The organism is Parasphingorhabdus sp. (assembly GCF_036964675.1).
In the GTDB taxonomy this organism is placed as follows: domain Bacteria; phylum Pseudomonadota; class Alphaproteobacteria; order Sphingomonadales; family Sphingomonadaceae; genus Parasphingorhabdus.
In genome coordinates this window covers 71,424-77,457 of record NZ_JBALTF010000003.1, presented here as the reverse complement: position 1 = coordinate 77,457, position 6,034 = coordinate 71,424, and the positions used below count along the sequence as shown (strand labels likewise).

The 6,034-nt window shown below is 57.7% G+C and carries 7 protein-coding genes; 3 read left to right on the top strand and 4 right to left on the bottom strand.

Translation table 11 applies throughout. The annotated features are described in order from the left end of the window. From V7665_RS01495 to V7665_RS01485, 3 genes are all read left to right on the top strand, one after another. Nucleotides 1–751 (top strand): CmcJ/NvfI family oxidoreductase (locus V7665_RS01495; protein ID WP_335662760.1); only part of this gene is annotated, 751 nt, incomplete at its 5' end. 66 nt (nt 752–817) lie between these two features. Beyond that, nucleotides 818–2,287 carry a carotenoid oxygenase family protein gene (locus tag V7665_RS01490; protein ID WP_335662759.1) on the top strand — a complete coding sequence of 490 codons (1,470 nt, stop codon included), beginning with the start codon at nt 818–820 and terminating at the stop codon, nt 2,285–2,287. Further along, entirely contained in the window at nt 2,284–3,204 is a 921-nt protein-coding gene (locus V7665_RS01485; protein WP_335662758.1) for an NAD(P)H-binding protein, read from the top strand. The genes V7665_RS01490 and V7665_RS01485 overlap by 4 nt, the downstream gene beginning before the upstream one ends. 10 nt (nt 3,205–3,214) lie before the next feature. Here the strand turns inward: V7665_RS01485 and V7665_RS01480 are convergent, their stop codons facing one another. From V7665_RS01480 to V7665_RS01465, 4 genes are read right to left on the bottom strand one after another with little or no spacing between them, the layout of a single operon-like run. Next, the gene (locus tag V7665_RS01480) at nt 3,215–3,709 is read right to left on the bottom strand and encodes a DUF3237 domain-containing protein (RefSeq protein WP_335662757.1); all 495 of its coding nucleotides are present in this window, start codon (nt 3,707–3,709) and stop codon (nt 3,215–3,217) included. Between the two features lie 12 nt (nt 3,710–3,721). Continuing rightward, nucleotides 3,722–4,744 (bottom strand): methyltransferase, encoded by a 1,023-nt coding sequence (locus tag V7665_RS01475; protein WP_335662756.1) that lies wholly within the window; start codon nt 4,742–4,744, stop codon nt 3,722–3,724. Nucleotides 4,745–4,756: 12 nt separating this feature from the next. Continuing rightward, complete coding sequence (locus V7665_RS01470; RefSeq protein WP_335662755.1) at nt 4,757–5,629, bottom strand: CmcJ/NvfI family oxidoreductase; 873 nt, start codon at nt 5,627–5,629, stop codon at nt 4,757–4,759. A 12-nt stretch (nt 5,630–5,641) separates the two neighbouring features. Further along, nucleotides 5,642–6,034, bottom strand: a complete 393-nt coding sequence (locus V7665_RS01465) for a nuclear transport factor 2 family protein (RefSeq protein ID WP_335662754.1) — start codon at nt 6,032–6,034, stop codon at nt 5,642–5,644.

The window sequence follows — 6,034 nt, the reverse complement described above, 5'->3', positions numbered from 1 at the left end:
TTTTCGCCAGCGCTATTATGCCAATGACCATAGCAAGGACACGGTGGTGATCGATGGTCGATCCATGCCATTGATCGATGCGCGGGCTTGTGCACCTGATCTGGACAAGGAAGGCTTCACGCTTGTGCGCCACGCCAGCGCCGTTTCCGATTTCACCGATCAGGCGCAAATCGCCGCGATCCATGCCGATGAAATCATTGCGCTGCTCAAGGCTAAAACGGGAGCAGATGTCGTCATCGTTTCGGGTCCGGGAATATTGCGCTTCAGCGAAAAAAGCGATGAGGCCGGCGCGCATAACAACAGCATGCCGGCGCGCTTCGCCCATATCGACACCAGCGCAGAAACTTCCCAAGGGTTTGCGCAGCGCAGCCAGCCGGAAGGCGCCAAGGTTCGTCGCTATGCCCATTATAATGTCTGGCGTTCTTTTTCAGGCCCGCCGCAGGACGTCCCGCTCGCGCTCTGTGATGCACGGTCGGTCAGCAAGGATGACCTGCTTATCGCCGATGCGCTTTTTGACGAAGATGGCAAGCCCGACTGGGGCTTTGAAAGCTATCTCATCGCGCACAATGATGCGCATCGTTGGCACTGGTTTTCCGACATGGAGATTGACGAGGCCCTGATCTTCAAGACCAGCGATTCCGAATATCAAAACCCGGTGCCGCATGTCGCCTTTGATCACCCGATGGTGGCCGAAGACTGCCATCCCCGTGCCAGCCTGGAGATGCGTGCCGTCGCCTATTGGTGTGACTGAGCGACCTTGCGCGCCGGATCAATTTCCGCTAGTCAAGCTAACAAATGTTATCGTTAGGAGAGCGGCATGGCAGAATTTCCGGGAACACCTGATTATTTCGGGCTGAACAAACCCATTGGTCAGGAATATGATCACACGGATCTCAAAGTAGAAGGCACGATACCGGCAGAAGTGGCCGGCACGTTTTTTCGCGCGGTGCCTGATCCGGCCTATCCGCCTTTCATCGAAGATGGCGCTGCCGCATTATCTGGTGATGGCATGATTTCAGCGATCCGGCTGGGTGATGGGAAGGCAGCCATTTCGATGCGCTATGTCCAGACCGCACGCCACCAGGCGGAAGCCGCCGCCGGCGAAGCGATTTTTGGCAAATATCGCAATCCCTATACCGACAAACCCGAGGCCAGGGGGCTGGACCGGACGGTCGCCAACACCACCCCGATCTGGCATGCCGGACGGTTGTTGCTGGCGAAGGAAGATGGTCGGCCCTATCAGGTGGATCCCCAAACGCTCGAAACCATCGGCTCCTATGACTTTGGTGGAAAGCTGAAGTCGGAAACCGTGACCGCGCATGCGCGGATCGATCCGGAAACCGGCGAGATGTTCATGTTCGGCTATGAAGCCGATGGCCTTGCCTCGACCAAGATAGCCTATTTCATTGTCGACAAGGATGGAAATCTGACCAAAGAACAATGGTTCGATGCACCCTATTGCGCAATGATGCATGATTTCACCATTACCGAAAACCATGCGCTGTTCCCGATCTATCCGACAACTTGTGACCTTGACCGGCTGAAAGCTGGTGGTGATCACTGGGGCCATGAAATGGAACTGGAAAGCTGGGTCGGCGTGATGCCGCGCTATGGCGATGTTTCCGAAATGCGCTGGTTCAAGGGACCCAAGGGCGTGTCCTGCTATCATATGATGAACGCGCATGAAGACGCCAACGGACGCATCCTGTTCGATCAATGCCTGTCCAATGTAAATGCATTCCCGTTCATTCAGCGCGTTTCGGGTCTGAACATTCCGCCGTGGGAAATGGAAGGCCGGCTGGCCCGCTGGACGCTCGACATGAACGGTGAAAGCAATGAAATTGTTGAAACGGCAATCGGTCCTTCGGGAGACTTTCCGGTCATTCCGGCGGACAAGCATGGCAGGGCCTATGATCATGGCTGGATGTTGACGATGAACCCGGAAATGCAGGGGCCACCGGTGTTTGGCGGTCCTGTCGGCGCGATGTTCAACATGCTGCTGCGCATCGACATGCGCGGCGGGCAGATGCAGGCCATGGCACTGCCGCCGGCCCATTGCATCGAGGAACCCGTGCATGTGCCATCCAGGCAGGATGGCCACGAAGGTTGGCTGGTCGCGGTTGTCGATGAACAGACGGGGCCGGAAGATTTCAACCATCAATGCTGGATCATCGACGCCGGCAATGTCGCAGCCGGGCCGGTCGCCAAGATTGAGATACCGGAGCGGCTGCGTCCGCAAATCCATGGCTGGTGGGTCAGCCAGGCAAAGCTTGACGCTGCCGCATGACGAAAATTGTCATTACCGGCGCGTCGGGTCACTATGGACGCTCGGCAACCGACAAGCTGATCACCATGGGTCGCGGGGAAGACCTGATCCTGATCTCCCGCACGCCGGGCAAGCTGGATGACCGTGTCGCCCAGGGTTGCACCGTGCGATATGGCGATTTCGACAAGCCGGAGACATTGGCTGAGGCCGTCGCGGGTGCGGACAAGATGTTGTTGATTTCCGGCACAAGAGTCAGCGCACGCGTGCAGCAACATAAAGCAGCCATTGATGCCGCCGCTGCCAATGGCGTGCAGCATATCGTCTACACCAGCTTCGTCAATGTCGAGCAGGACAATCCCGCCATTGTCACCGTTGATCATCGCGAAACGGAAAATCTGATCCGGCAAAGCGGCTGCAGCTGGACCTTCATGCGCGATGCCCATTATGCCGATGCCATGATTCTGAATGCCGGGCCGGGCTTTATCGCCTCGGGCATCTGGCAGACGAGCACGGCGGGCGGCAGGGAGGCCATGGTCTGGCGGGACGATTGCGTCAATTGCGCCGTGGCGGTGCTGACCCAGGATGGCCATGCGAACAAGGCTTATCCCATCACCGGGCCGAACAGTGAAAATTTTGCTGAGATCGTCGCCATGCTGAACGAGATTGTCGGTTGTTCGGTCCGGCTGGTCGAGAGTGATGATGACGGCATGTATGCCATGTTTGATGCGATGGGCATCCCTCGTGAACCGGTCGATGACCAGAGCGTTGCCGGCATTCCCTGGAACAGCGATGACATGGTCAGTTTCGAGCGCAGTATCCGTGAAGGTTTCCTCGACATCTGTACCGATGATGTGGAGAAGCTGACCGGCAGAAAAGCCCGTTCCGTGCGCCAGATGATTGAGGAAAACGCTGATTTTTTGAAGCCGCAGATTCCCTGAATATCGCTGCTCAGGTCAGCGCATAATAGCGCAGCAAATTGCCGTCCGGCTTGCGTTCACCTACGCCAACAAAGACATGGCGAGTCAGCCAGTCATGCTTGCCCGCGGATACTTCAAAGGTTGGCTGGCCGCGCAGATAATAATCGGCATGATCGACGGCCGGGCCATTTTCGAAAGCCCAGGCACGGAGCCGGGTCATCGCATCGGGAGAGCGACCCCAGAGAAAACCCCGGTTCTGCATATAGATGATCGTGCCATCATCTTCTTCCAGGCAATATCTCGCATCAAAGCGCGCGGTATCGTCCTCGCCAAAATGCGCATAGTCCCCGCCTGAATTGGGTACCGCCTTGCCACGCAATCTGGGCCCTTCAAACGTGCCCTCATCCACCAGCACGGCGCTGCGCATCCCGCCCTGCGGCAAGCCCGGAATGCTCAGCACACGGGTAAATTTGAGCCGGCATTCAAAGGCAAATTCGAGATGCGGCTTGTCCATGGTCGAGAGCATATCGGGTTCCCTTTACGGTTTGTCTGCGGTGACCAGCGAATAATAGCCACCGCCGGTGCGTTCGGCCTGCACATTGACGAAGCCAACGCTTTCGAGAATTTCGGCAAATTCTGGTAGCGAATATTGCCTGCCCCGGGTGCCCAAAAGCATGAGCATGGAAAAGGCTGCAGCGACGAGCGGCCCGGTGCCGTCATCATTCATCAATATTTCATGCAGCACGATCCGGCCGCCGGAGGGAAGTGCCGCGAAGGACTTGCCAGCGAGCAATTTGCATGTCTCGTCAGACCAGTCATGGAATATATTGGAAAAGAAATGGGCGTCATAGCCCGTCGGCCAGTCCTGCCGGAACATATCGACCGCAACAGTAGCGACCCACTCGCCGGCACCTGCATTGTCGATATAGCGCTGCGCCGATACGCACATGGTGTCGATCTCCAGCACGGTAGCATGGAGAGCTGCGTTCGCCTGCGCCATTTCTATCGAGAAAATAGCCGATCCGCCGCCAACATCCAGCAGCTTTTTGATACTGGAAATCACCGGAAGCCGCGCCACGGCCTTTGCCGCTGCGATGCTATGGGAATTCATGAACGCCGCGATATGATCGGCCATGTCCTGCGGCAGCGCGCCGCGTTCCCATTCTTCGGTAAAGGAAAGGCTGTCAGAGCCCTTCTCGCCGGTCTGAAGCGTTTCGACCATCTGCTTGTGCAGCGGCATGCCCTGCTGGAAACTGCCGAGCAGCGGGCCATAATAGCCTTCGGCCTGCGGATGCATCCAGGTGCGGGCCAGCGCGGTGGCGCGCCATTTGCCATCGCGCCGCTCGACCATGCCAAGGCCAGCCAGCAATCCGAGATGAATCCCGAGAGCCCGCGGTTCCGCATCCAGCTGCTTGGCCAGAGCCTCCGTCGTCAGCGCTTCACCGGAAATCGCGGCGAAGGTGCCGACTTCGTCTGCTGCCGTGATGCAGGGCAGATAATAAGGCGTAAGCCACAGGTCCCAAAAGGCGCCATCGTCACTGGTAGCGGGTAATGCGGTCATCGCCTTTTGCTCCTAGTCATTGGTGAAATAGGCAGTGCCGCGAAATTCGAAACTGCGGCGCTCGATCGCATCCGGACGACTGGTGTCGGGAAAGGCGGTATGCGGCGCGCGCCATGCCCCGTCATGATCGGAATCATAGAATTTGATGAAGATTACCTCATCGGCAGTCATGTCCGGAAAATACCACCAGCGATGGTCGGGCGAATAGCGGAATATTGTCGCGGCCATCATGTCTTCCTCGCCCGGAATTTCGACAAACAGATCATCGCCGGTTGGAATGACATCGACATCGACCTTGGTATTATGCGTGCCTTCCCCGTCCTTGACCGACGGGCCTTCGCACAAAGCCAGCGGCCAGTCTTGTGGTGGCGGGGACAGGACGCGCCACAAGGAGAAGCAGATGAAGCGATCATAGCCTTTGCCATCCGGGCGCTGGGCGCGATAGAGCCTCTCCGCCAATTGGGTCGCTGACTTTTCGGTAAAGTCGACATGGGCCTCACCGGCCGGTGGCTGCACGTCCTTGCTGGTTTTTCCCGACGTGCGGATCATGCCGCCCATCGGAATGACAAAATCCGCGCCGGTCATTTGCCGGGCGACGTCCTGCACCTGTTTCGCATATTCGCCATCAGGCCCGTAATTGGCCAGCCAGTCGGTGATGTCGGTCTTGTGCCGTTCGATGGCAAAGCCATGATCATCGAGTGTGAAAGGTCCGGCCAGCCGCGCATTTTTAATTTTCACATCATAGGGCGCATATTCGCCGGTATTATATTCCTCGCCGGGTGCCCAGAACCGTCGATTGATCAGCGAACCTGGCAAAAGATACTGAATCTTTGCATCAATTTCTGCGGTGGCGGGGCTCAATGCTGCGTCGGCATCAGCGGTCATTCTCTCGTCCTCTTAAAAATCCAGACTGCCCTTCCGTTCGACAAAGCGCCAGCCATCCTCGGTCGGGATCATCCGGTCCTGATAGCTGCCGACTTTGGGCGCCTGATCGGAGCCGGTGAACAGCAAGATCTGGCTGGTGGCGGTTGCGGTGCCAGCGGATGAGACCGTGACGCGTATGTTGGCGCAGATATGACGCGATGCGCGGGTGGGGCGGGCATTAAATGCCGCCAGTATCGCATCGCGTCCCACGACAAAATCATCGGGTGCGGTGGGCCGACTCATCCGGCCGTCCGCAACATAAAGCGCGGCAACCGCAGCCCAGTCACCGGCATCATTCAGCGCGGCATAATCGATGATCAATCGCTCACAGGCGCGTTCCGCGATCAACCTCTCGACTGCATCCAT

Excerpts from the sequence above, each read along its gene's own strand:
- V7665_RS01485 (WP_335662758.1), top strand. The coding sequence starts at position 2,284 with ATGACGAAAATTGTCATTACCGGCGCGTCGGGTCACTATGGACGCTCG.
- V7665_RS01465 (WP_335662754.1), bottom strand. The coding sequence starts at position 6,034 with ATGGATGCAGTCGAGAGGTTGATCGCGGAACGCGCCTGTGAGCGATTG.
- V7665_RS01490 (WP_335662759.1), top strand. The coding sequence starts at position 818 with ATGGCAGAATTTCCGGGAACACCTGATTATTTCGGGCTGAACAAACCC.
- V7665_RS01475 (WP_335662756.1), bottom strand. The coding sequence starts at position 4,744 with ATGACCGCATTACCCGCTACCAGTGACGATGGCGCCTTTTGGGACCTG.
- V7665_RS01470 (WP_335662755.1), bottom strand. The coding sequence starts at position 5,629 with ATGACCGCTGATGCCGACGCAGCATTGAGCCCCGCCACCGCAGAAATT.
- V7665_RS01480 (WP_335662757.1), bottom strand. The coding sequence starts at position 3,709 with ATGCTCTCGACCATGGACAAGCCGCATCTCGAATTTGCCTTTGAATGC.